Genomic DNA, 23879 nt, shown 5'->3' with positions numbered 1-23879 from the left:
CTTCACCACTGTTTCCGCGGCGTTTCGTCCCTGTCGGGACGATAGGTGATTTGTGTCGCGATCATGTATATAAGACGACACGGAATGTGAAACCGTCGGTCCCTGTTCCGGCCGGCGTCATGCGAATGGCCGAGGCCAGCCACATTTCGGCCGCCAAGGCGCTGGAACGTGGCGACCGAACGGCGATGTTCCAGAGCGGCGCAGTCAGCGAGCCGCCGCGCAGGCGTGTAGAGAAAAGCGCGCGCCTTTCGATTCGAACATCGAGCCCGATATCGGACGTAACAGTAAAGGTTGAAGATGCCGACAATCGCTCTCGTCGACGACGACCGCAATATTCTCACCTCCGTCTCGATCGCTCTTGAAGGCGAGGGCTACCGCGTTCAAACCTACACCGACGGCGCCGCGGCGCTCGACGGTCTGCGCGCCAATCCGCCGGACCTCGCCATTTTCGACATAAAGATGCCGCGCATGGACGGAATGGAGCTGCTGCGCCGTCTGCGGCAGAAATCCGACCTTCCGGTGATCTTCCTCACCTCCAAGGATGAGGAGATCGACGAATTGTTCGGCCTCAAAATGGGCGCCGACGATTTCATTCACAAGCCGTTCTCGCAGCGCTTGCTGGTGGAGCGCGTGAAGGCCATTCTGCGCCGCGCCAATCCCAAGGAAGCCGCCGCGCAGAAGGAATCAGAAGCCAAGGTGCTGGAGCGCGGCGCGCTGGTCATGGACCCGGAGCGCCATACCTGCACCTGGCGCGGCGATCCCGTCGTGCTGACGGTGACGGAGTTTCTCATCCTGCAAGCGCTGGCGCAGCGCCCCGGCGTGGTGAAGAGCCGCAATGCGCTGATGGACGCCGCCTATGACGATCAGGTCTATGTCGACGATCGCACCATAGACAGCCACATCAAGCGGCTGCGCAAGAAGTTCAAGGTCGTCGACAATGAGTTCGAGATGATCGAGACGCTCTATGGCGTCGGCTATCGCTTCAAGGAAGCCCCATAACGGCTCATGACAGTCACGATCGACAATGAACATGGCGTCGCCGAGACGCAGGCGCGGCAAAAGCGAATCGGCCGCGCCGCGTCGGTTCGCTTCGCGCGGCTCACGCGCGCCATTCAGTCACGCCTGTCGTCTTCGCTCACGCGTCGCATCGTCGTGCTCAATCTCGGCGGCCTCGTGGCGCTGCTCGGCGGCTTCCTCTATCTCAACCAATTTCGCGAAGGCCTGATCGACGCGCGCGTGCAGAGCCTGCAGACGCAGGGCGAGATCATCGCCGCGGCGATCGCCGCCTCCGCGACGGTGGACACCGACGCCATCACCATCGATCCCGAGAAGCTGCTGCGGCTCGCGCCGGGCGAGAGCTACAGCCTCGCCGAGGGCAGCCAGCCCTCTATGGAGTTTTCGCTCAATCCAGAGCGCATCGGCCCGCTGCTGCGGCGTCTCGTCTCGCCGACGCGCACGCGCGCGCGCATCTATGATCGCGACGGCTATCTCCTGCTCGATTCGCGCTCCGTCACCGGACGCTCCAATATTCTGCGCTTCGAGCTCGGTCCCGCCGGCGGCGCCGAATCGTCGAGCTATCTCGAGCAGGCGATCAATGCGCTGCGCCGCTGGACGCGGCGGCCGGAACTGCCGCTCTATGAGGACATCGGCGCCGGCAATGGCAAAGCCTATCCCGAGGTGGCGGCGGCGCTCACCGGCGGCGCGCTCTCGGTGGTGCGCGCCAACGCCAAGGGCGAGACCATCATCTCTGTCGCCGTGCCGGTGCAGCGCTTCCGCTCGGTGCGCGGCGCGCTGCTGCTTTCCACGCTCGGCGGCGACATAGACGCCATTCTCGCGCAGGAGCGCTGGGGCATCATCCGCATCTTCCTGGTCTCGGCCGGCGTGATGCTGCTGCTGTCGCTATTCTTCGCCGGCACCATCGCCGAGCCCATGCGCCGTCTCGCCGAGGCCGCCGAACGCGTGCGCCGCGGCGTCAAATCGCGGCAGGAGATTCCCGATTTCTCGCAGCGCCAGGACGAGATCGGCCATCTCTCCGGCGCGCTGCGCGACATGACGCGCGCGCTCTACAATCGCATCGAGGCGATCGAGCATTTCGCGGCGGATGTCGCGCATGAGCTCAAAAATCCGCTCACCTCTCTGCGTAGCGCGGTGGAGACTCTGCCCATCGTCAAGGACGAGAATGCGCGCTCGCGCCTGCTGACCATCATCAAGCACGACGTCGGACGTCTCGATCGTCTCATCAGCGATATTTCCGACGCCTCTCGTCTCGACGCCGAGCTGGCCCGCGCCGATATGGACATTGTCGATGTCGCCGGCGTGCTGAAAACCGTCGTCGGCATGGCGCAGGACGTCGACCGCGGCGACGGCGTCACCATCACGCTCGACATTCAGCCCGCCGATCCGCGGCGGCGCTGGCGCATCCTCGGCCATGATTCGCGGCTCGCGCAAGTGTTCGACAATCTCATCGCCAACGCCCGCTCCTTCTCGGCGGAGGGCGGCGATGTGCGCGTCCTGCTGCGGCCGGAGCAGGCGCTGGGGCCGGGCGGGCAGCCGATCGACGGCTATGAGATCATCGTCGACGACGACGGGCCGGGCATTCCCGCCCATGCCTTCGAGCGCATTTTCGAGCGTTTCTACACGGATCGGCCGGAGCAGGGCTTCGGCCAGAATTCCGGGCTCGGCCTCTCCATCTCCCGCCAGATCGTCGAGGCGCATAATGGCCGCATCCGCGCGATGAACCGCACGCGGGCGGAGCCGGAGGGAACCGACGAGATCGAGCCGGACGATGTCGTGCTCGGCGCACGCTTCGTGCTGTGGCTTCCGGCGGCCAGATGACCGGCGCGCCTCTCCCACAGGAGCAGGCCGGCGACCGCGTCATGATTCACGCCAATGCTCTGCTCATCGGCGCCGCCGGCGCGCTGCTGCGCGGCCCCTCCGGCGCCGGCAAGAGCGGCCTCTGCCTCGAGCTGATCGATTTTGCGCAGGGGCGGGGCGTCTTCGCCCGCCTCATCGGCGACGATCGGATCGAGATCGTCCGCCGCCACGGCCGGCTGGTGGCGCGCCCGCATCCGGCCATCGCCGGGGCGATAGAGGAGCGCGGCAGGGGCGTCGGGCCCACCCCTTACGAGCCCGCCGGGACGCTGCGCTGCCTGGTCGATCTGCGCGGGCCGCGCGACGAGGCCCCGCCGCGATATCCGCAGGAAGGCGAGGCCGAGGCGATTTTATGCGGCGTAGCGCTGCCGCGGCTCGCCGCGGACGCCCGCGAGGCCGGGGCGACGCGAAAGATTTTTTCGTTTGTTCATCAGTTTGCGGCATTTTAACGAGGATAGGAGGTTTTCGCTTGCCAATTTCGCCGCAACGCACAAAATGGCGCCCGAAACGCTGCGAACGTCGGGGCGACATTCGCGTTAGTGAATTGGTGAGCCGCAATGCCGGTCTGCTTCGGTTCTCCGGTTTCGACGATCTCGTTCTCTCGCGAGACGGTCTTCATGAGCGGTAGCTGCGAATGATCGGAATGGTCCTGGTGACCCATGGCCACCTCGCCACGGAGTTTCGCGCGGCCCTCGAGCATGTGGTCGGCCCGCAGAAACAACTCGTGTCTATCTCGATCGGCCCCGAGGACGACATGGAGCGTCGGCGCCGAGACATTATCGACGCCATCGCCGAGGCGGACAGCGGCGACGGCGTCGTCGTCCTGACCGACATGTTCGGCGGCACGCCCTCCAATCTGGCGATTTCCGTGATGAACGGCGGCAAGGTGGAGGTGCTGGCGGGCATCAACCTGCCCATGCTGATCAAGCTGGCCTCGGTGCGCGAATCGGCTCCGCTCGAGCAGGCGGTGTTGCAAGCCCAGGACGCCGGGCGCAAATATGTCTATATCGCCAGCCGAGTTCTCAACGCGAAATGACCGATCAATCCGTTTCCGCCATCGAAGGCGGGCGCATCGCCCGCGATCTCGTCATCGTCAACCGCAAGGGCCTTCATGCGCGGGCGACGGCCAAATTCGTCCAGTGCTGTGAGGCTTACGAGGCCGAGATCACCGTCTCCAAATGCGGGGACACGGTCGGCGGAAGCTCCATCATGGGCATATTGACGCTGGGCGCGGCGCAGGGCTCCACCATCACCGTGACCGCCGCCGGCCCACAGGCCGCGCAAGCGATAGAGGCGCTGGCGGCGCTGGTGGGCAACCGCTTCGGAGAGGACGAGTAGAAGCTGCGGCGCCCACCCTCCCCTTGAGGGGGAGGGTCGCCGGCGATAGCCGGACGGGGTGGAGTCCACCAGCAAAGACTCGGGGCGTCGCCCCGTCCCGAGCGCCTACGCCGCTCGACCTCCCCCTCGAGGGGGAGGTAGAATCGGCTTTCCGGCGCGCATCCAGTTCGCCCGGTCGGCCTCCGCTACGCGTCCCCCCGCCTCGGCTTGGACAATTCGCTCAAATCCGGTTCCCCGCAGCGCGCGAGGATGGCGGCGCGGACATGGTCGCGCAGCCGCAGCGCGCAGAGAAAATCGCTCCCGCCCGCCCGTATCGGCGGCAGAATGGCGAGCGACAGAGCCGAGCGGCGCGGGAACCATTGCTCGCCGCGCAACATGCCGCGGGTTCCACGCAAGACGCCCGGAAAGACCGGCAGCTCCGCCTCCGCGGCGATCTTGAACGCGCCGAGATAGAAGCCGCAGAGCCCGGCGCGGCGCGTGAATGTCCCCTCCGGGAAGAAAACGAGATTGCGCCCCTCGCGCGCCGCCGCCGCGAGCTTCTCCGCGTCGGCCACGCTCGCCGCAATGTCGAAGCGCTCGACGAAAAGGGCGCCGAGCCGGCGCAGGAACGGCCCGGCGAAAATCTGTCCGGCCAACTCCTTCTTGGCGACGAAAGCCGGCTCGCCCGGCAGGCGGGCGGCGAGCAGCATCACATCGACATAGCTCGAATGGTTGAAGGCGAGTACGGCGCCGCCTTTCGGCAGACGCTCGAGCCCTTCGGTCGTGACCTTCGCGCCAATGGCGCCGAGCATTGTCCCGGCGATCTTGCGGACGGCGGGCCAGCGCGAGCGGCAGGGCAGAGTCATGACCGCCCACCAGGCGGCGAAATAGCCGGCGCAGACGACGATCCACCACCAGGACGCGTAGGCGAGCTCGCCCACGCTTTTCGCCGCGCCGCGCATCGCCGGCCATAGGCCGAGCAGCGCCAGCCGGCCGATCTGCAGCCACACCGGGCCGCGCGGCTCGCCGAGCCGGCCCTCTTCGAACAGCGCCTTGGCGGCGCTGCGGCGAATCTTGCCGCTCGAGGTTTTGGGAGTCGAGCGTGGCGGCAGGAAGCGGACCTCCTCCGCCGGCGCGCCGCAAACTGCGGCGACCGCGGCCTGAACCTTGGTCTCGAGCGCGCCGAGGGCCTCCGGCGCGGTCTCATAGGTCTCGGCGACGACGATCAGCCGCTCCGTGCCGGTCTCGACGTCGGGCGCGCCAAAAGCGGCGACGCAGCCTTTGCGGATTCCGGGGAGCGTGGCGACGGCCTCTTCTATCTCCTGCGGATAGAGATGACGCCCGGCGCGTATGACGATGTCCTTCACCCGCCCGGTGACATAGACCTCGCCGCCGGCCGTGTAGGCGCGATCGCCGCTGTCGAGCCAGCCGTCCCGAATCAGCGCCTTGCTCTTCTCCTCATTGCGGAAATAGCCGGCGGTGGCGGAAGGTCCGCGGAACTCGAGCCGGCCCTCGCGCCGCTCGGCGAGCTCGCGGCCGGCGCCGTCGACGACGCGGATTTCATGGCCCGGCAGCGGCGCGCCGCAGGAGACGAACTCAAGAGCCGCCGTCGCGTCCCCGGCCGGCTCCGCGCGACCGTCGGTCGCCAGCAAATCACGGGAGATGCGGTCTATCAGCGGCGCGCGGCCGGGCGGCGGAAAGGCGAGGCCGACGGAATTTTCCGCGAGACCATAGACAGGCGCCATGGCCTCCGCCCGGAAACCATATTTGGCGAATTTCTCGGCAAATCGCCGGATGGTGCGCGGGGAGATGGGCTCCGCGCCATTGGCGACCATGCGCAGCGAGGAGAGATCGAGTCCCTCGATCTGGGCCGGATCGATCTTGTCGAGGCAGAGCTCGAAGGCGAAATTGGGCGCGGCGCTCAGCGTGCCGCGATGGCGGTCGATCGCCTCCAGCCAGCTCGCCGGCCGCGACAGAAAGGTCAGCGGCGACATGACATAGAGCGGCGCGCCGAAATGCAGGCAGCCGAGCCAGGCGCCGATCAATCCCATATCGTGATAGAGCGGCAGCCAACTCACGAAAGTGTCGGCCGAGGTCGCGCCTATGGCGAGGCCCATGGCGCGCACATTGGCGAGAAGATTGGCGTGGCTCAGCACGACGCCTTTGGGATCGCCCGTGCTGCCGGACGTATATTGCAACATGGCGGTCGCGCCCGCCTCGCGCGTCGGCGGCAAAGGCGCGCCATCGGCGCCGCTCACAAGATCGGCGACGGCGACGATTTCTTCCAATGTCTCCACCCGGCGGCGGGCGAGGCCGGCGAGACGAATCCCCTCGGCGGCCGTGATGAGCAGCTTCACCCCGGCGTTGCGCAAAATGCCGATCTGGCGGGTGAGATGCTCCTCGATCTGCGCCATGCGCATCGGCGGATAGATCGGCACGGGAATGGCGCCGGCGTAGAGCGCTCCGAAAAAGGCCACGAAGAAATCGAGTCCGGTGGGCAGCATCAGCGCGATGCGGTCGCCGGGCGCGACGTCGCGGGCGACGAGGCCTTCCGCCGCCCGGCGCGCCTCGTCGGCCAGCCGCCAATAGGTGAACGCGCCGGCCGGCGTCGCCGCGTCGCGCAGAAAAGTCAGATGCAGCCGCTCGGGATTATGCGCGGCGTGCCAGTCCAGCGCTTCGGTCAGCGTCCTCGCCTCGAAGGCGGCGCGAATATGCGGCAGCGCCTCGCCCGCGGCAGGCTCGACGACGGGCGGCGGCTCGGCGCCGGGCGCTTTCTCCAGCGCCGTCAGCAGATCGCCGACCGTATCGGCGCGGCCGAGCTCCTCGATCGGCAGATGCGCATGAAAAGCCTTTTCGAGCCGCATGTTCAATTCGGCGCGCGCCAGGCTGTCGACGCCGAGATCCTGCTCGAGCCGGCTGGACAGGGAGATTTCCGCCGGAACGCTGCGCTGCGGATGCATTTCGCGCGCGAGCGAGCCGACGACGGCGAAAACCTCGCGCCGCGCCGCCTCCTGCGTCGCGCGGCGACGCCCCGGATAATTGGAGACCGCATACATTCGCGCCCCTCCTGCTCCCGAGGCAGATAGAGCGAGGTCGGCGGCATTCGACTCTTTTCTATAACCCGGCGTCGAAGACGACCTGCGAATAATCGCTCTGGTTGCGCTGGCGTCAGCTTCGCGCAAGCCGGAAATTCCAATCTGCGCGCGCGTACGAAGCGACGCGCCATGGGTGTCACGAATCATGGTATCGCCGATTTCCGCCGTTACATCCCGAGCGCCCGGCGTGCGCGCGCTGTCGCGCGTCGCGCCTGTCACAGCAAAGGCCGAGCCGGTCGAAGACGCGAGCGTGGCGACGACGGCGGCCGTCAAAACACCGCCGCCCGGCCCCGGCCTTCGCGATGCACTTCCCGCCGGCTATCGAAATTTCGCCATGCCGCTCGGCGCCGCCTCCGGCGAAGAAATCAGCGGCGAGGACGCCAATCTGACCTCGGCCTATGGGCCGAGCGCGGCCGCGCTCTCCGACCTGCCGCGCCTCGTCGGCGAACGCGTTCCGCTGCGCATCATCGTGCGGAAGGCGCAGGCGGCGGCGCGCTCCGCCGCGGAGGCGCGCGGCGAAACGACGAAGGAATTCCTCGAGGAGGCGGACGTCGTTCCACGCTCGCGCCTGCCCTCGCGCAACGCCGACGATGCGGCCGCGACGATTCGCGCCGCTCTGCTGGTCCGCGACGGCGAGCGCGACACCGCCACCATCGACATCTATCTGGCCAAGACGGGGCCGGGCGCCTTCGAGGCGACCACCTATGACCGCGATTTCGCTTCGCCCTCCGGCGGCTTTCCCTATTCGGCGCCGCCGCTTTCGATCGATCGAATCATTTTCGATCCCGCCTATCAGGCGATCGTCTCGGCCGTCGCCGGCCAGCCGCGGCGGGGCAGCGCGACGGCAGCCGGCTCCGCCTCGCCGCTCGGCGCCTTCATCGTCACGTCGGTGATCGGCGTCGCGACCTTCGTCGCCGTCGTGCTGACGCTCGCCGCCGGCCAGCCGATCTTCGCCGCGACGATCGCGCTGCTCGGCGCCGCCGGCTTCGTCTACGCCCTGCGCTCGCGCTCGGCCTGAAGCGGCGCGGCGAGAACGGCGGCGAGAGAACGGCTTGCGCTCCGGCGCGTCGCCCGCTAACCCTGCGGCCAGCCCATTGCAGCCGAACCCCGAGAAAGCCGCCGCATGAAAGCCCGCGTCATCGTCACCTTGAAAAACGGCGTGCTCGATCCGCAGGGCAAGGCCATAGAGGGCGCGCTCGCCTCGCTCGGCGTCGCGGGCGTCGGCGGCGTGCGCCAGGGCAAAGTGTTCGACATAGAGCTCGAGGGCTCCGACCGCGCGCTCGCCGAGGAGCGGCTGCGCGCCGCCTGCGAGAAGCTGCTCGCCAACACCGTCATCGAGAATTTCCAGATCGAGATCGCGAGCCCATGAGAGCCGCCGTCATCGTCTTTCCCGGCTCCAATCGCGAAGGCGATATGGCGCGCGCGCTCGCTCGAGCCACCGGCCACGAGCCGGCCATGGTCTGGCATTCGCAGACCGAGCTGCCCGCGGGCACCGATCTCGTCGTGCTGCCGGGCGGCTTCTCCTATGGCGATTATCTGCGCTGCGGGGCCATCGCCGGCCGCGCCGCCATTATGGACGCGGTGCGCGCCCATGCCGCGCGCGGCGGTCTGACGCTCGGCGTCTGCAACGGCTTCCAGATTTTGTGCGAGGGCGGCCTGCTGCCGGGCGTGCTGATGCGCAACGCCAATCTGCGCTTCGTCTGCCGAATGCAGCATTTGCGCGTCGAGCGCGCCGACACCGCCTTCACCAGCCACTATCGCCAGGGCCAGACGATCGAGGTCGCCATCGCCCATGGCGAGGGCAATTACGAGGCCGACGACGAGACGATCGCGCGGCTCGAGGGCGAGGGGCTCGTCGCCTTCCGCTATTGTGATTCACTCGGGCGCGTCGGCGGCGAGGCCAATCCCAACGGCTCGCGCAACGACATCGCCGGTATTTTTTCAGAACGCCGCAATGTGCTCGGTCTGATGCCGCATCCCGAAAATCTCATCGATCCGCTGGTCGGCGGAATCGACGGCCGGGGATTGTTCGAGAGCCTCGCAGCGGCGTGACGCCGATCGGCAGTGCGCGGCGAGTGGGCGCGAGTTCCGCTAACCCTCGCGGCGCTTGATCCACATCAGCGCGAAAAAGGCCGCCGCCGCCGAGGCGAGGCAGAGCGCCGCCGCATAGAGCGTCCCCTGCTCATTATCGGCGAAGAACAGATTCTTCGTGTTCATGCCGAATATGCCGGAGACGAGAGTCGGCGGCATGAGCAGAGTGCCGAGAATGGTCAGCACATAGAGCTGACGATTGGTCTCCGCCGTGAGGTTGGAGACGATCTCGTCCTGCAGCAGGCGGGCGCGCTCCTCCACCGCCTGCAGCTCCTGCTGCAGCGAATCGAAGCGCTGCGTCAGCCGGCGCAGCGTCGCATGGGCCGGCGGCGAGACGCGCGGCGAGAAGGCGGCGCGCGAGAAGACGCGCTGGCCGTCGGCGAGCTCGCGCCGCAGCCGGATCGTCTGGCGGCGCAGCGCGCCGAGATCGCGCCGGTCGTCATGCGCCTCGTCGTCCAGCACGCGATCTTCGATCTTGTTGAATCTGGCGAGAAGCTTCTCGAGGCCGGTGTCCATGGAGACGAGGCTGCGCGTCACCAGCGCCTCGAAGAGATCGAGCGGCGCGCGCAGGCGCTGGCCGTCCAGAGCCGATTGCCGAATGGCGGCCGTCGATTCGACGGCGTAGCGGCGGGCGGTGACGATGCAGCGCTCGGTGACGACGACGCGCAAGGGACGCAGCACGTCTTCCTCACGCTCGAGATCGCGGCCGTAATCGGCGATCACGCCCCAGAGCGCCTGCTCGTCGGCGTCGAGCCGCTGATGGCTGTCCTGGTCGATGAGCAGGGCGCGCGCCTCGGCCGGCATTTGCCGGCGGCCGGCGACCCAATCGCGATAGCGCAGATCGGCGACATTGAGATGGACCCAGAAATAGCCGTCGGCATCCGAATCGAGCTGCGCGGAATCGTGGTCGGCGACGAGCGTCGCCGCGCCCTCCGCATCGAAGCGCATGACCCAGAGAAAGGGCGAATCGCCCACGATCGCGACGCTCGACGGCATCGTCTTCATTTTCGTGCGTCCCCGCGGGCGCGCGCCTTCGGCGGCCCGCCTCGGGTCCTCGCCATTAGAGGAGGGATGCGACGGTTCGTCGACAGAGGGCGGCACGGTTGACCTTCACAATCAGGCGTCGGCTTTTTGCGGCTCGCGCTCCAGCTCCTCGAGCGGCGGCGGGACGCGCCGGCGCCGACGCTCCTCCGCCGCCTCGAAGGCTCTGCGCAGCGCGCGCCGCGCGGAATTGGTGTGCGCCTCGGTGACGCGCGAGAAGAGGAAGCCGAAGACGACCGCCGCTGTCATCACCGCCGCCATCACCTGCCAATGGGCGGGCGTCGCCAGCTCGCGCGCCCATTGCGCGCCGAAGCGCTGATCGACGAAGGCGCGCGCCAGAATCAGCACCGGCATATGGACGCTGTAGAGCGAGAAGGAGAAATCGGCGAGCCGCCGATGCAGCTGCGGCTGGAACAGCGCCCAGCCCTGCTGCGGCCCGAAGCGCAGCGTCACCATCAGATTGAGGAAGAGGACGGCGCCCAGAAGATCGGCCGCGTCGGCGAGATAGGGATGAGCCTCGAGATTGGGGCCGCGCACCAGAAGGCGGATGGGGATGACCGCGACGACATAGAGCGCGAGCACGATCCAGCGCGATTGGACCAGTGGGCGCCGCGCCAGAGTCGCCAGCGCGCCGAGGCCCCAGAGCAGATAGCCGAAACGAAACCAGCCCCCGGAGGGGATGGACATGACCACCAGAATGGCGAGGCCGAGCGCGAATCCGACAGCGCGCGTTCGCAACGAATAGGCGCGGGCGAAGGGCAGCAGCAGCAGCGGAAAGGAGATGTAATACCAAAACTCGCAGGCGAGCGACCAGAGCGGTCCATTGGTGCCGAAGAAATCGCAATAGATCGCCGAGAGATTGGCCAGCGAGCCGAGGAAGAGATCGGCGCGATAATGGTCCTTGAACACCGGCCAGTCATAGACGCCGCTGTCGCCGAGCCAGCCGCGGCCGATCCCATCCGCCACCACTGTGACCAGCAGCGCCGGCGCGAGCACGATATAGATGCGCGCGAACCGATGGATGAGATAGTCGCGCAGAAAGGGCTTGTCCCTGCGCAATTGCGCCAGCACGGCGCCGCCGACCAGATAGCCCGAAATGGCGAAGAAGCCGACGACGGCCTGATGACCGAGCTCGAAGCTGACGAAGAACCACCAGGCGTAGACGCTCGCCGCATGGGGAGCGCTCATTATGTCCGCGAGATTGACGAACATATTGGTGGAATGGACGGCGAGCACCAGCAGCGCGCCCACCCAACGACAGGCTTCGATGAATTGCGATAAGAGGATCGGCATGAGTCTCCGGTGGCTTTGGAGCGATCGGACTGCGCTCCAAACAAAAGCTGGGCGGGGCCGAGTTATAGCCCCTCGGCTCGACCATGGCCAATCCAGCGGGCGCGCAGGCCGAGCCGCGCGCGCCGGTCCAGCGCGGCGACAGCCGCATGCAGAAGCCGCCGCAGCGCCGGCGTATGCGCCTCGGTCACACGCGAGAAGACGAAGGCCGTCGCGACGGCGACGAGGAGCAGCGCCGCCGTGACGAGCCAATGCGTCGACGTCGGCAGAAGCTTGTGCCAGTCCACGCCGAAAATATGGCCGGCTCCGGCCCAGAAGAAGAAAACGATCGGCATATGCGTGGCGTAGAGCGAGAAAGAGAAATCTGCGAGCCGGCGATGCAGCGCCGAATCTCCGAGCGCAAAGCCGCTTTCCGAAAAGCGCAGCGTCGCCAGCAGATTGGCGAGCGTCGCCGCGGTGAGCGCGTCGGCGATGTCGTGCAGAACCGGATGCGCCTCGAAGAGAGGCCCGCGCGCGGCGAGGCGGGCGACGACGAGCGCCGCGAGAAAAATCCCCAGCGACAGATATTTGCCGGCGAAGAGCGGGCGCTTCGCGCGGGCCGCCAGCGCGCCCATGGCCCATAGCGCGAAGCCGAAAGGCACGCGCGAGGAGGGAAGCGAGAGGAGCAGCAGCAGCAGCGCGCCGAGGGCGAAGCCGGCGAGGCGCGCGGGTTCCGAATAGGCGCGCGCCAAAGGAAGCAGCAGCAGCGGGAACAAAAGATAGTACCAGAACTCGCAGGCCAGCGACCACAGCGCGCCGTCTGTGCCGGCCTGGCCGGCCCAGATATTCTGCTGCATGGCCAGCGTCGAGAGAATGCGCGAGGCCTCATAGGCGCCCTCGAGGCCGGGAAGCTCATAGACGCCTGCGCCGGCGAAAAGATCGCGGCCGAGCGCGTCGAGACCGAAGGTCAGCGCCAGCGCCGGGATCAGCACCAGATAGATGCGGGCGAAGCGATCGACGAAATAGGCGCGCAGGAAGGGCGTCCGCCGCTCCATGGCCACAAAGACGCGGCCGCCGACGAGAAAGCCCGACAGCACGAAAAAGACCGTCACCGCCTGATGCGAGAAGGCGGTGACGAACCACCACGCATAGACGAGCGGCCCATGCGGCGCGACCATCATGTCGCTCAAGGAGACGAGCACATTGGCGTGAGCGAGCAGAACGGCGAGAGCGGCGAGCCAGCGGGCGGCGTGAATGAAATCCGATAAAAAGACCGGCATGAAAAAAGCGCTCGTACGAAAAGGGCGCCGTCGAGGCTAGGGAAAGCGGGGGGCCGCGTCATCCTGCGGAAAGACCGCAGGTCCTGGCCGAGGGAATATGGTGGCGCTTCCGGTGGACGGGCAAAAGCTCGCCTCCGCGGGCTCACTCCTGTATAGCTGAGCCGCGCGGGGGAGCGGCGAGCAGGAGCCAGGCCAGTGGAGAATTGGACGCCCGGAAGCTGGAGAGGAAGACCGATCGAGCAGACGCCGGTCTATCCCGATCAGGCGGCGCTCGCCGATGTCGAGCGGCAGCTCGCCGGATTTCCGCCCCTCGTCTTCGCCGGCGAGGCGCGCAATCTGAAACGCTCGCTGGGGGAAGTGGCGGCCGGTCGCGCCTTTCTGCTGCAGGGCGGCGATTGCGCCGAGAGCTTCGGCGAGCATTCGGCCGACAATATCCGCGACTTCTTCCGCGTTTTCCTGCAAATGGCGGTGGTGCTGACCTATGCGGCGGCCTCGCCCGTGGTGAAGGTCGGCCGCATCGCCGGCCAATTCGCCAAGCCGCGCTCCGCCCCTACCGAGAAGCAGGGCGCGCTGGAGCTGCCGAGCTATCGCGGCGACATCATCAACGACATCGAATTCACCGCCGCCGCCCGCACGCCCGATCCGCATCGCCAGCTGATGGCCTATCGGCAATCCGCCGCGACGCTCAACCTCATCCGCGCCTTCGCCACCGGCGGCTTCGCCAATCTCGTCAACGCCCATCGCTGGATGCTGGGCTTCGTGCGCAACAGCCCGCTGTCGGACCGCTATTCGCAGCTCGCCGATCACATCAGCGAGACCTTGGGCTTCATGCGCGCCATCGGCCTCGATCCCGAGCATCATCCCGAGCTCAGGCAGACGGATTTCTACACCTCTCACGAGGCGCTGCTACTCGGCTATGAGCAGGCGCTGACGCGCGTCGACTCGCTCGAGGGCGGCTATTTCGCCACCTCCGGCCATTTCCTCTGGATCGGCGACCGCACGCGCCAGGAGGACGGCGCCCATATCGAATATCTGCGCGGCGTGCAGAACCCCATCGGCCTCAAATGCGGGCCGAGCCTGAAGCCCGACGCGCTGCTGCGCCTCATCGACAAGCTCGATCCGCAGAACGAGCCGGGGCGGCTGACGCTGATCTGCCGTTTCGGCTCCGACAAAGCCGCAGAGGCACTGCCGCCGATCCTGCGCGCCGTCGCCCGCGAGGGCCGCAATGTCGTGTGGTGCTGCGATCCGATGCACGGCAACACGATCAGCGCCGGCGGCCGTAAAACCCGGCCTTTCGATCGCGTGATGGCGGAAATCCGCAATTTCTTCGAGGTTCACCGCGCCGAGGGCACCTATGCCGGCGGCATTCACCTCGAGATGACGGGGCAGAATGTCACCGAATGCATGGGCGGCGCGCGCGATATCTCCGAGCAGGAGCTCGGCGTGCGCTACGACACGACCTGCGACCCGCGCCTCAACGCCGAGCAGGCGATAGAAGTGGCCTTCCTCGTCGCGGAATTGCTGAAGGCCGAACGGCTCGCGCGCGGCGCGCAGGAGCAGGACGCGGCCGAATAGGCCGCGTCCGATCGAAGGTCACTCCGCCGCGGCGTGGACATTGGCGGCGCCGGGCCGCGGAGCGGCGAGGCGCGTGGCGAGGAATATGCCCGCCAGCGTCGCCACATAGACGACGACCTGCAGCGCCGTCGGCTGGTCGACATAGCCGATCAACGTATGCAGCACACGCCCGACGAGGCTCGTATCGGGCAGCACGCCGGATGTGTCCCACATTGTCTGCGACAGAGCGGTGACGATCCAGGCCTGCTGCAGGAAGGCCGCGCATTGCGCCGCGAGGCCGGCGGCGAGCAGAGTGATCATCGCCGTCGTCACGGCGAACAAATGCCGCGCCGGAATGGTGACGAGACCGAAATAGGTGAGCGCGCTGACGCCGGCGCCGAGGACGAGACCCGAGAAACCGCCGAGGATCACATCCGCGCCCGATTCGCCGGAGACGAGCAGTCCATAGAGGAACAGCGCCACCTCCGAGCCCTCGCGCAGCACGGCGAGCGCGACGACGAGCGCCAGGCCGAAGAAGGATTTATCGCCGGAGACAGCGGCGCGGCCGGCCGCCGCCAGCTCGCTCGCCAGCTCGCGGCCATGGCGCGCCATCCATATGTTGTGCCAAGCGAGCATCACTACCGCCACCGCGAGGACGCCGGCGTTGAACAGCTCCTGCCCGCGTCCGGCGACGGCCTGCGACAGCGCATCGGCGAACAGCGCCACGAGCCCGGCGCCGAGCGCGCCCGCGACCACTCCGGCGAAGACGACGGTCCGCGAGCCGCGCGCCCCCTGCGTGACGGCGAGCACAATGCCGATGACGAGGCCCGCCTCTATGACCTCGCGAAAAACGATGACGAGAGCGCCCAGCATTGCTAAGTCCTCACTCGACGACGAGAACGCCCTTGGCCGTGGACTCGTGATATTCGCCGAAGAATTTATAGCTGCCCGCCTTCAGCGGACGCACGCGCACGGTGATCTCGGCGGAGCCGGCGACGACCTTCTCGATCTTGAGCGCCTTGCTCTCGAATTCTTCCGGCGTGGAATCGAGATTCTTCACGACGATGACGATGGGCTTGTCGGCCGGCGCATGAAGTTCTGCGGGCGTGAAACGATGGTCCTTGATGGAGACTTCCAGGGAGGTCTCCTCGGCCGCGACGGCGGCGACGACGCCCGCCGCGAGCGCGGCGGCGGCGAATAGAATTCGGGAGGATGTCATTTCACGCCTTTCGATGATCGTTCGAACGTCTTCGCCCATGCCCATGGCTCCGCCGCGTCGATCACGGCAAAGCAAGAACCGGCCCAGCGCCGCTGTGCGAAGCCAGTGGCGCAGGCGCGGCCGAAACGCGCTAGAGCTTGAATATCAAAGTAGTAAATGACGTGTCGGGCTACAACGCCGCAAGTTGAGATTGCTTCCAATCTGGGCTCGGCGAAATGTCGCGAGGGTCAGCCGGGATAGCCGTGCCGCGCCTTGCTCGCGCGCACCAGCGCGACGGCCTGGGCGTCTCTTCCCGCGGAGCAGGCCGCGGCGGCGGAGTCGATCTCTCCCTGGATAGTCGCATAGACGCCCTGATTCACGTGACCCATGGCGAGATCATTGTCCATGATCGCGCGATATCGGCCGATCGCATTGGCGCAGCCCGAGCCCGCCGGGAGATCGAAGCCCGCCGGAGTCGCGCTGCGCGTCGCGACCGCCGGCGCCTGCGCGACCGCGACGGGCTGCGCGGAATTGCAGGCGGCGAGGCACAGCGCCGCGATGATCGGGACGAAGAGCTTTGCGGATGTCATGGCGAAACCGAAATCCTTCACGATGCGGCGCATTTCCCGCTCTCCCCGCTCGCGGGGAGAAGGAAGGCGACGCGAAGCAAGACCCCCATCACTCGCTCAACAGACGCGCGACGAAAGCCTCTATGCCGGCGAGACGTCGCGGCCGGCGCTGACGCTCGGCGCGCAATATTGCGAGCAGATCGTCGAAGCTGCGCTGCAGATCGTCGTTGACGAGCACATAATCGTACTGCTTCCAACGCTGGATTTCGTTGCGCGCATTCTCGAGACGGCGCTCGATCGCCTCGCGCGAATCTTCCGCACGGCGCTCGAGACGCGCGCGCAGCTCTTTCATCGAGGGCGGCAGGATGAAGACGGTGACAGTGTCGGCGCCCATCTTCTCGCGCACCTGCTGCGTACCCTGATAATCGATATCGAAAAGCGCATCGCGGCCTTCGCCCAATATCTCGTCGACGGGTCCGCGCGGCGTGCCGTAATAATTGCCATGGACCTCCGCCCATTCCAGCAATTCGCCATTGTCGCGCATCGCCTCGAAACGGCTCTTGGAAATGAAAGAATAATGAATGCCGTCTACCTCGCTGGAGCGGCGCGGGCGCGTCGTCACCGAGATCGAGAGCGTGAGGTCGAGCTCGCGGTTCTGCAGCAGCATACGCGTCAGCGTCGTCTTCCCCGCGCCGGAGGGCGAGGAGAGAATGAGGACGATTCCACGGCGGTCTGGCGTTGTGGGCATATTTGGTCCAGCGAATAGCGAGTGGCGAATGGAGCGCGTCTTTCGCGCTACTCCCTATTCGCTATTTTCTCCTCACTCAATGTTCTGCACCTGCTCGCGCCATTGCTCCACCTCGATCTTGAGCTCGAGGCCGAGGGCGGTGAGCTCGCCATCATTGGATTTGGCGCAGAGCGTGTTGGTTTCGCGGGAGAGTTCCTGGGCGAGAAAGTCGAGCCGGCGGCCGATCGGCCCGCCCTTGTCGATGAGCGCCTGCGCGCTCGTCACATGCGCTTTCAGCCGGTCCAATTCCTCGCGAATGTCGGCCTTGACCGCGAGCAGCACCGCCTCCTGATGTAGGCGCTGCGAATCGAAGGAATGGCCCGTCTCCAGCAGCGCCGCGATTTGCGCGGCGAGCCGCGCGCGCACCGCCTCCGCCGAGCGGCCGGGCAACGCCTCCGCTTGCGCGGTCAATTCGCCGATGCGCGCGAGCCGCGCCGTCAGCACCTCGCCTATGGCCGCGCCTTCGGAGGCGCGCGAGGCGGTGAGAGCGTCGAGCGCCTGCGCCAATGTCGCCAGCACCTTTGCGTCGAGCGCATTGCGCTGCTCTTCGTCGTCTTCCGGCTCGATGACCTCGACAATGCCGCGCACCGCGAGCAATCCGTCGAGCGAGGCGGGCCGCAAGGATGCGTGCAAGGGCACGTCGTCGAGCGCTTTCAACAGCCGCTCCAGCGCGGCGCGATTGACGCGCGTCTCGACCAGCGCGTCGTCGCGCCGCGCGGTGAGATTGGCGAAGCAGGAGCCGCGGGCGATGCGGCCGGCGATCAGCGCGCGCGCCTTGACCTCCACCGCGTCGAAATTGGGCGGGACGCGCAGCCGCAGATCCAGCCCTTTGGAATTGACGGTCTTGATCTCCCAGGCGTAGCGCCACGGCCCGAGATTGTCATGGGCGCGGGCGAAGCCTGTCATGCTGGCGAGAGTCATTGCGATCCTTGCTAGGGCGCGTGGCGAGTAGACTGTCTCTCTACTCGCTACGCGCTTCCATCACCGAAATTTCGCCACATCGGGCACGATCTTCGCCGAGTTCAAGTCCCAGCCGCGGTCGCGCAGCGGATCGAGCGGCGTGCCCTCGGAAGCGTCGAAGGCGCGGGCGGCGCGCGGCGGCCGGCCGGCCTCCGCAGAGGCCGAGAGCGGCAATGGCCGTCCCTCGGGCCCGCCCTCGACGGGGGAAACGCCGAGCCGGGCCGCGCGAGCGCGCTGCTCGGCGCGCAGAGCGGCGGAGACGGGATAGCTCGTCGGCGAATCGAGCCCCTCGTCCTCGGCGAGATCGTCGGCGGCCGCCTGCGAATCCTCTTGCGCGGCATTGGCCAGCAGAGCGACCGCGGCGCGCGCCTCCGGCTGGGCGCGCTGGGCGAATGGCGTGGTGAACAGCGGCGGCGCAGAAGCCGCCACGGCGGCGCGCTCGGCGGCGAGACGCAGGCTCGCCTCATTGTCCCCGGCATATTCGAACGGAATGGCAGGCAGAGCGGCGCCGATTCGCTTCAGCGCGCCAGGACGCGGATCGGCGGCGGCGATCGGCTCCATGGCCGCATCGGCCAGCGCCACGAGCCGGCCGAAAGCCGCGTCGCCGCGCTTTTCCCGCGGGGCGGACTGCGTCGGCCCGACCACCGCGCCCGGCTCCAGCCGATCGACGCCCGAAGCCCGATCCTTCTCGATCTGCCGCCAGCGCTGGACGTTACGAGCATGTTGCTCGAGCGTCTCGGAGAAGACATGGCCGCCCGTGCCGTCTGCGACGAAATAGAGCTCTTGCGTGCGCGAGGGATTGGCGACCGCCTCCAACGCCGCGCGGCCCGGATTGGCGATCGGCCCCGGCGGCAGGCCGTCGATCGCATAGGTGTTATAAGGCGTCCATTTCTCGACCTCGGACTTCAAAATGCCGCGGCCGAGCGTGGCGCGCCCGCCGACGAGGCCATAGACGATGGTGGGGTCCGATTGCAGACGCATTCCCTTGCGCAGGCGATTGATGAACACGGCGGCGACGCGCGGGCGCTCATCGGCCTTGCCGGTCTCTTTCTCGACGATGGAGGCCAGCGTCACCAGCTCATAGGGCGTCTTGACCGGAAGGTCGGAATGGCGGCGCGCCCAGATCTGATCCAGCAGCTTGCGCTGATCCTCCTGCATCTTTACCAGCAGCTTGGCGCGCGGATAGCCGCGCGCGACCTTATAGGTCTCCGGCAGCAGCGCCCCTTCCTTGGGCAACTCCGACATGTCGCCGGCGAGAATGTCGTTCTCGCGCAGACGCGAGACCACCTGCTCGGTCGTCAGCCCTTCGGGAATGGTGACGCCATGCAGAATCTGCCGGCCGTTCACCAGCTCGTCCATCACCTCGCGCAGGCTGGCGTTCTGCTTGAACGCATATTCGCCGGGCTTCAGCTTGCCGCGGACGCCCTCGATCAAAAGGGCGACATTCATCAGCATTGGATTGTCGATGACGCCGTCGCGCTCGAGCTGCGCCAGAATCTCGGGAACGTCGCTGTGCGGGGCGATATAGACGATTCGCTCGGCGGCGAGCGGGCCGGGCTCGCGCAGCTTGTGCAGCACGGCGATGAGGCCGAAGACGCCGGCCACGGCGAAGACCAGCAGCAGGGAGAGAAGGCTGCTGAGCGCGGAGAGCGTTCCCTCCCGCTTGCGGCGCGGCGGGGGCGGCGGCGGCGCGTCCGGCTGCAAGGCTTCGCCGGCGCTGCGCAAGCTCGCACGGCGCCGGAAGAAGGAGGAGGAAGCCTGTCCCTCGGGCGGGCGCCCTTTGGGATCGGAATGAGATTCGGTCGCGCCGTCCTTCGGCGCTTCCGGCAAATTATCAGGGGGAGTATCGCTCATCGGGAAACTCCGTCTCTTGGGTTTCGGGCCGTGTCGTGATTCGGATCACATCCAAATTCGCCGACCAGAAAAACGCGACGGACCGACAAACAAAACGCTTCGAGAGCCGCCTCGCCGAACAGGATTGCGACGACTTTGCGGCGCTCGCTACCCTATCGTTCTTTGTGGCGAAATCAGGAACGGCCTCTCGTCCACAGGCGCGAGCGGCGGCGCGAAGCGCCGATCACTCCGGACGCCGGAAAACGAGAGAGGCGTTCGTGCCGCCGAAACCGAAGGAATTGGACAGGACGATATCGATCTTACGCCGCCGCGCCTCGTGCGGGACCAGATCTATGTCGGTCTCGACCGAAGGATTGTCCAGATTGCGCGTCGGCGGCGCGACGCCATGGGTGAGCGCCAATATGGAATAGATCGCCTCCACTGCTCCGGCCGCGCCGAGCAGATGTCCGATCGCCGATTTGGTCGAGGACATGGACAGATTCGGCGTTTCATTGCCGACGAGGCGCTGCACCGCCTGCAGCTCGATCTCGTCGCCGAGCGGCGTCGAGGTGCCGTGGGAGTTCACGTAATCCACATCCGACACGCGAACGCCCGCGCGCTTCAGCGCGATCTCCATGCAGCGATAGGCGCCGTCGCCGTCCGGCGCGGGCGCCGTGATGTGATAGGCGTCGCCGGACATGCCATAGCCGATCAGCTCGGCGTAGATTCTGGCGCCGCGCGCCTTGGCGTGCTCATAGGATTCGAGCACGACGCAGCCGGCGCCCTCGCCCATCACGAAGCCGTCGCGATCGCGATCATAGGGACGCGAGCCCGCCTCGGGACGATCGTTGAAGCCGGTCGACAGCGCCTTGCAGGCGGCGAAGCCCGCGACGCCGATGCGATTGACCGGCGATTCGGCGCCGCCCGCCACCATCACCTCCGCCTCGCCGAGCGCGATCAGCCGGCCCGCGTCGCCAATGGCGTGCGCGCCGGTGGAGCAGGCGGTGACGACAGCGTGATTGGGCCCTTTGAGGCCGTGCATGATCGACACATAGCCGGAGGCCAGATTGATGATTCGGCCGGAGATGAAGAAGGGCGACACGCGTCGCGGGCCCTTCTCCTTCAGCGTGATGGAGGTCTCGTAAATGCCGCCGAGCCCGCCGATGCCGGAGCCGATCAGCACGCCGGTCGAATTCTGCTTCTCGGGCGTGTCCGCCGTCCAGCCGGCGTCGGCCAGCGCCTGCGTGGCCGCGGAGACTCCATAGATGATGAAGTCGTCGACCTTGCGCTGCTCCTTCGGCTCGAACCAGCCGTCGGGATCGAAGGTTCCATTGGTTCCGTCGCCGCGCGGCACGAAACCTGCTATCTGACACGGGAGATCAGACGCCTCGAAAGTGTCGATGCGGCGAAAGCCGTGCTCTCCGGCGATCAGCCGCCGCCAATTGACGTCCACGCCACAGCCCAACGGCGAAACGATGCCGAGTCCGGTGACCACCACCCTGCGCATGGATTCTCTCGAACGCTATGCCGTATATTTCAGTCGGTTTCTCGAAGTCGCGACAGCGCGGACCGTTCCACGATCCGCGTCGCGAAGGCGTCTCGCCTCAAGCCGCCTTGGCTTTTTCGAGATAGGTGATGGCGTCGCCGACCGTGTTGATCTTCTCGGCCTCTTCGTCCGGGATCTCGACGCCGAACTCCTCCTCGAAGGCCATGACCAGCTCGACGGTATCGAGAGAATCGGCCCCGAGATCGTCGACGAAAGACGCCTCCGGCTTCACCTCTTCTTCTTTGACGCCGAGATGTTCGACAACGATACTCTTAACGCGCGGGGCGATATCGCTCATCTTCTCTGATCCTCGTTCGATCGATCTGCTGACACCGATTTGGCGGATCCATAGCTCGGCTCGGACCACGCTCGATCGTTTCAGGGGTAAACTACGTCACATTTCTGCGGTTCCGCTCGCGCGATCCACCGAAATGTCGCCATCGGGAGGCGAGCTTTTCGCCGGCCCGAATTGCTCTCGCGGCGTCGCCCCCGGCCAGCGTCGCGTCTGGTAGCATAATTAATTCGCCGTGGCGAGGGGCGCCCCACGGCAAATCCCGAGCTTTCAAATCATCGCCATGCCGCCGTTCACATGCAGAGTCTGGCCTGTGACATAGGCCGATTCGTCACTCGCGAGATAGACGACGGCGGCGGCGACATCGGCGCCCGTGCCCAGCCGACCCGCCGGCACGGCGCGCAGAATCGTCTGCTTCTGCGTCTCGTTCAGCGCGTCGGTCATGGGGCTCTCGATAAAGCCGGGCGCCACGCAATTGACGGTTATGCCGCGCGAGGCGACCTCGGCCGCCAGAGATTTGGTCATGCCGATCATGCCCGCCTTGGCGGCGGCGTAATTGCCCTGGCCGGCGTTGCCGGTGACGCCGACGACCGAGGTGATGCCGATGATTCGCCCGAAGCGCTTGCGCATCATGCCGCGCAGCGCCGCCCGCGACAGGCGGAAGGCGGAGGTGAGATTGACGTTCAGCACCGCGTCCCAATCCTCGTCCTTGAGGCGCATGAACAGCATGTCGCGGGTGATGCCGGCGTTGTTGACGAGAATGTCGAGCCCGCCCATGGCCTTTTCCGCCGCTGGGACCAGCGCCTCGGCCTGCGTCTTGTCGGACAGATCGCAAGGCAGGATATGGACGCGCTCGCCGAGCTCGGAAGCGAGCGCCGAAAGCGCCTCTTCGCGCGTGCCCGACAGCGCCACGACCGCGCCGCTCTGATGCAGCGCGCGCGCGATGTCCCGGCCGATGCCCCCGCTCGCGCCCGTCACCAGCGCCGTCTTGCCGGTCAGATCGAACATCTCTCCTCCCTCGCCGCCGCTTTCGTCGCGCAGCTTCGCGAAAACATGAATGCGTCTCTATAGGGCGCCGGCCGCGCAGCGCGCAATCGGAGGGCGCGGCGGCCTTCTTTGTCGCATTAAGTGGTATTGCGGAGAGAAAGCGGCTGCGATTTGTAGTACAAATTCAGCGTTTTCTGACTACGTAAGGGTGCTTTTTTATCACACCGCAGCAAATAAGCGCGTCGGCGGGACTTATACGGGCATATTTGACGTTTACAGTCTCGGCGATTTACGAAATCTTCGTCTGCAGGCGGTCGAATGCTTTCGTTCGCGGGGTCGAACAGCGTGGATTGGCGTGCTGCGCCGGATTTTAGAGAATTGAAGGAGCCATCGATGAAAAACACAATTTCCGTTCTGGCGATCTTTTCGGCGCTGTTCGGCGGCTCGGCCTTCGCGGCCGATCTTCCGGCGCGCACGGCGCCTGTCGTCGCCTTTGTCCCGCCGCCGTCTTTTTCCTGGACCGGGCCTTATATCGGTCTCAACATCGGCGGCGGCTGGATCGACCGCAACCACAACAACAACAACAATTGGGGCTGGGGTTGGAACAACAACAACGGCAACAATAGCGGCGGCGTGGTCGGCGGCGCTCAGCTCGGCTGGAACTATCAGCTCTCGCCGCTCTTCGTCGTCGGTCTCGAGACCGATATTCAGGGCACCAGCATCGGCAGCGGCGGCGGCAACAACAATTGGTGGGGCTGGGGCGATTTCAATCGCGTCCGCGTGCCCTGGTTCGGCACGGTGCGCGGCCGCGTCGGCCTGGCGCTGCTCGATTCGCGGCTCCTGATCTACGGCACGGGCGGCTTCGCCTATGGCGAGGTGAACCGGCCCACGATCGGCTGGTGGGGCAATAATGGCAATGACGTGCGCAGCGGCTGGACGGCCGGCGGCGGCGTCGAATGGGCCTTCCTGCCCAATTGGTCGGCCAAGGTCGAATATCTCTACACCGAGCTGAACGACAATGCGAACAACAACAATAATTGGCTGCTGCTCGCGCCGATCGTCCAGCCGGGTATCGTCGGCATCGGCGGCCTGACCTGGAACCGCCGCACCCAGATCAGCACCGTGCGCGCGGGCGTCAACTACCACTTCAATCTCTTCAACCCCGCTCCCGTGGTGGCGAGATACTAAA

23 protein-coding genes are annotated in these 23879 nt (G+C 66.6%); 10 read left to right on the top strand and 13 right to left on the bottom strand.

Annotation, left to right across the window (positions count from 1 at the left end):
• Positions 1 to 297: 297 nt before the first annotated feature.
• From C5689_RS01855 to C5689_RS01835, 5 genes are all read left to right on the top strand, one after another.
• Entirely contained in the window at positions 298 to 999 is a 702-nt protein-coding gene (locus C5689_RS01855; protein WP_018267279.1) for a response regulator transcription factor, read from the top strand.
• A gap of 6 nt (positions 1000 to 1005) precedes the next feature.
• Entirely contained in the window at positions 1006 to 2835 is a 1830-nt protein-coding gene (locus tag C5689_RS01850; RefSeq protein WP_108915533.1) for a stimulus-sensing domain-containing protein, read from the top strand.
• A complete protein-coding gene (locus tag C5689_RS01845) occupies positions 2832 to 3320 on the top strand; it encodes an HPr kinase/phosphorylase (protein WP_108915632.1) in 489 nt (162 codons plus the stop codon). Before C5689_RS01850 ends, C5689_RS01845 begins: the two co-directional genes overlap by 4 nt.
• A gap of 185 nt (positions 3321 to 3505) precedes the next feature.
• Complete coding sequence (locus tag C5689_RS01840) at positions 3506 to 3907, top strand: PTS sugar transporter subunit IIA (protein WP_036293661.1); 402 nt, start codon at positions 3506 to 3508, stop codon at positions 3905 to 3907.
• The gene (locus C5689_RS01835; RefSeq protein ID WP_108915532.1) at positions 3904 to 4209 is read left to right on the top strand and encodes an HPr family phosphocarrier protein; all 306 of its coding nucleotides are present in this window, start codon (positions 3904 to 3906) and stop codon (positions 4207 to 4209) included. The genes C5689_RS01840 and C5689_RS01835 overlap by 4 nt, the downstream gene beginning before the upstream one ends.
• Before the next feature lie 185 nt (positions 4210 to 4394).
• Here C5689_RS01835 and C5689_RS01830 read toward each other — a convergent pair whose 3' ends face one another.
• Positions 4395 to 7244 carry an AMP-binding protein gene (locus C5689_RS01830; RefSeq protein ID WP_108915531.1) on the bottom strand — a complete coding sequence of 950 codons (2850 nt, stop codon included), beginning with the start codon at positions 7242 to 7244 and terminating at the stop codon, positions 4395 to 4397.
• 184 nt (positions 7245 to 7428) lie between these two features.
• Here C5689_RS01830 and C5689_RS01825 point away from each other — a divergent pair, with 184 nt between their 5' ends.
• From C5689_RS01825 to purQ, 3 genes are all read left to right on the top strand, one after another.
• A complete protein-coding gene (locus C5689_RS01825; RefSeq protein WP_146188301.1) occupies positions 7429 to 8301 on the top strand; it encodes a hypothetical protein in 873 nt (290 codons plus the stop codon).
• Between the two features lie 105 nt (positions 8302 to 8406).
• Positions 8407 to 8652: a phosphoribosylformylglycinamidine synthase subunit PurS gene (gene purS / locus C5689_RS01820; protein ID WP_108915529.1), complete on the top strand. Its 246-nt coding sequence runs from the start codon at positions 8407 to 8409 to the stop codon at positions 8650 to 8652.
• The gene (purQ, locus tag C5689_RS01815) at positions 8649 to 9335 is read left to right on the top strand and encodes a phosphoribosylformylglycinamidine synthase subunit PurQ (protein ID WP_108915528.1); all 687 of its coding nucleotides are present in this window, start codon (positions 8649 to 8651) and stop codon (positions 9333 to 9335) included. The genes purS and purQ overlap by 4 nt, the downstream gene beginning before the upstream one ends.
• A 39-nt stretch (positions 9336 to 9374) precedes the next feature.
• Here purQ and C5689_RS01810 read toward each other — a convergent pair whose 3' ends face one another.
• From C5689_RS01810 to C5689_RS01800, 3 genes are all read right to left on the bottom strand, one after another.
• On the bottom strand, positions 9375 to 10379 hold the full coding sequence (locus C5689_RS01810) for a CorA family divalent cation transporter (protein WP_108915527.1): 1005 nt from the start codon (positions 10377 to 10379) through the stop codon (positions 9375 to 9377).
• Positions 10380 to 10490: 111 nt separating this feature from the next.
• Entirely contained in the window at positions 10491 to 11708 is a 1218-nt protein-coding gene (locus tag C5689_RS01805; RefSeq protein ID WP_108915526.1) for an acyltransferase family protein, read from the bottom strand.
• A 62-nt stretch (positions 11709 to 11770) separates the two neighbouring features.
• Complete coding sequence (locus tag C5689_RS01800) at positions 11771 to 12964, bottom strand: acyltransferase family protein (RefSeq protein WP_108915525.1); 1194 nt, start codon at positions 12962 to 12964, stop codon at positions 11771 to 11773.
• A 195-nt stretch (positions 12965 to 13159) separates the two neighbouring features.
• Here C5689_RS01800 and C5689_RS01795 point away from each other — a divergent pair, with 195 nt between their 5' ends.
• The gene (locus C5689_RS01795) at positions 13160 to 14539 is read left to right on the top strand and encodes a class II 3-deoxy-7-phosphoheptulonate synthase (protein ID WP_108915524.1); all 1380 of its coding nucleotides are present in this window, start codon (positions 13160 to 13162) and stop codon (positions 14537 to 14539) included.
• A gap of 18 nt (positions 14540 to 14557) precedes the next feature.
• On the opposite strand, the gene C5689_RS01790 is transcribed toward C5689_RS01795, so the two are convergent.
• The 9 genes from C5689_RS01790 to fabG all read right to left on the bottom strand — a co-directional run bounded on the left by C5689_RS01790 (position 14558) and on the right by fabG (position 22711).
• Positions 14558 to 15391, bottom strand: coding sequence for an FTR1 family iron permease (locus tag C5689_RS01790; RefSeq protein ID WP_108915523.1), 834 nt, complete (start codon positions 15389 to 15391; stop codon positions 14558 to 14560).
• Between the two features lie 10 nt (positions 15392 to 15401).
• A complete protein-coding gene (locus C5689_RS01785) occupies positions 15402 to 15737 on the bottom strand; it encodes a cupredoxin domain-containing protein (RefSeq protein ID WP_108915631.1) in 336 nt (111 codons plus the stop codon).
• Between the two features lie 227 nt (positions 15738 to 15964).
• Entirely contained in the window at positions 15965 to 16339 is a 375-nt protein-coding gene (locus C5689_RS01780; protein ID WP_244594531.1) for a hypothetical protein, read from the bottom strand.
• A gap of 55 nt (positions 16340 to 16394) precedes the next feature.
• Positions 16395 to 17033, bottom strand: coding sequence for a guanylate kinase (gene gmk, locus C5689_RS01775; RefSeq protein ID WP_108915522.1), 639 nt, complete (start codon positions 17031 to 17033; stop codon positions 16395 to 16397).
• Positions 17034 to 17105: 72 nt separating this feature from the next.
• Positions 17106 to 17993 carry a YicC/YloC family endoribonuclease gene (locus tag C5689_RS01770; protein WP_108915521.1) on the bottom strand — a complete coding sequence of 296 codons (888 nt, stop codon included), beginning with the start codon at positions 17991 to 17993 and terminating at the stop codon, positions 17106 to 17108.
• A gap of 60 nt (positions 17994 to 18053) precedes the next feature.
• Entirely contained in the window at positions 18054 to 19886 is a 1833-nt protein-coding gene (gene mltG / locus C5689_RS01765) for an endolytic transglycosylase MltG (RefSeq protein WP_108915520.1), read from the bottom strand.
• A 223-nt stretch (positions 19887 to 20109) separates the two neighbouring features.
• Positions 20110 to 21372, bottom strand: coding sequence for a beta-ketoacyl-ACP synthase II (gene fabF, locus C5689_RS01760; protein WP_108915519.1), 1263 nt, complete (start codon positions 21370 to 21372; stop codon positions 20110 to 20112).
• A 97-nt stretch (positions 21373 to 21469) separates the two neighbouring features.
• Positions 21470 to 21709: an acyl carrier protein gene (locus C5689_RS01755; RefSeq protein WP_108915518.1), complete on the bottom strand. Its 240-nt coding sequence runs from the start codon at positions 21707 to 21709 to the stop codon at positions 21470 to 21472.
• A 264-nt stretch (positions 21710 to 21973) separates the two neighbouring features.
• A complete protein-coding gene (gene fabG / locus C5689_RS01750) occupies positions 21974 to 22711 on the bottom strand; it encodes a 3-oxoacyl-[acyl-carrier-protein] reductase (RefSeq protein ID WP_108915517.1) in 738 nt (245 codons plus the stop codon).
• A gap of 372 nt (positions 22712 to 23083) precedes the next feature.
• Between fabG and C5689_RS01745 the strand changes: the two genes are divergently transcribed.
• On the top strand, positions 23084 to 23878 hold the full coding sequence (locus tag C5689_RS01745; RefSeq protein ID WP_108915516.1) for an outer membrane protein: 795 nt from the start codon (positions 23084 to 23086) through the stop codon (positions 23876 to 23878).
• The last annotated feature ends 1 nt before the right edge of the window (position 23879 follow it).

The sequence above is a fragment of the Methylosinus sporium genome (assembly GCF_003113265.1).
GTDB lineage: Bacteria > Pseudomonadota > Alphaproteobacteria > Rhizobiales > Beijerinckiaceae > Methylosinus > Methylosinus sporium.
This window is presented reverse-complemented; position numbering and strand designations above follow the sequence as displayed.